Here is a 988-nt window from a genome sequence, read left to right as displayed (position 1 = left end):
CCTGGCACTCCTGGCGTCACCAGTTCGGGCCGCTGGCTGCCGCCGGTTTCCGGGTCGTCGCCCCCGACCAGCGCGGATACGGCGGGAGTGAGCGCCCCGAGGACGTGTGCGCGCACAGCATCCTGCACCTGGTCGGCGACGTGGTCGGGCTGATCCACGCGCTCGGCGAGGAGACGGCGTACGTCGTCGGCCACGACTGGGGTGCGCCGGTGGCCTGGCACACCGCGCTGCTGCGGCCGGACGTCGTACGCGGGGTGGCGGGCCTGAGCGTGCCGCCGCCGTTCCGGGGCGAGCACCGGCCCCTGGGCGTGATGGAGGCGATGTTCGGCGGCCGTTTCTACTGGAACTACTTCAACCTCCCCGGCGTCGCCGACGAGGAACTGGCCCGCGACCCGCGCACCACCCTCCGCAAGGCCCTGTACGGCGCCTCCGGCGACGACCCGGACTCAGGCACCGGCAAGCAGCCGCTGGTCGAGCCCGGCCAGGGCTGGCTGGACACGATGCGCGACCCCGAGAAGCTCCCGGCCTGGCTCACGGAGGCGGACCTCGACTCCCTCACCGCCAGCTTCGCGGGCAGCTTCACCGGCGCCCTCAACTGGTATCGCAACATCGACCGCAACTGGGAACTGACGGCGGCCTGGCACGGAGCCGTGGTCAGCCCGCCCGCGCTGTACGTGTACGGCGACAGGGACCTGGTGCCGGCTTTTCCGGGTACGCCCCAACTCATCGAGCGGCTCCCGGAGTTGATGCCCAACCTGCGGCGTCCCCCGGTGCTGTTGGAGGGCTGTGGCCACTGGACGCAGCAGGAACGGCCCGACGAGGTCAACGCGGCGCTGATCCCGTTCCTCACGGAGCTGAGGGACGCCACGAACTGAGTGCGGTGCGGCAGACGGAACTCCCGCTCGATGAGCAGGAGTTCCCATTGCGCCTGGGCCCGGGCCTAGAGCTTGCGCAACTTCGTGTTGAAGACCTGGGCTGCGACCTTGTC

1 protein-coding gene is annotated in these 988 nt (G+C 71.0%); it reads left to right on the top strand.

Features of this window, described 5'->3' with window-relative positions; all coding sequences use genetic code 11:
* On the top strand, window positions 1-875 hold an 875-nt coding region (locus G3I60_RS43680), incomplete at its 5' end, for an alpha/beta fold hydrolase (RefSeq protein WP_164608549.1).
* Between the last annotated feature and the right edge of the window lie 113 nt (window positions 876-988).

Source organism: Streptomyces sp. SID13666 (assembly GCF_010548325.1).
GTDB lineage: Bacteria > Actinomycetota > Actinomycetes > Streptomycetales > Streptomycetaceae > Actinacidiphila > Actinacidiphila fildesensis.
The sequence above is the reverse complement of the archived record's forward strand: the minus strand, read 5'-3'. Positions and strand labels throughout refer to the sequence as shown.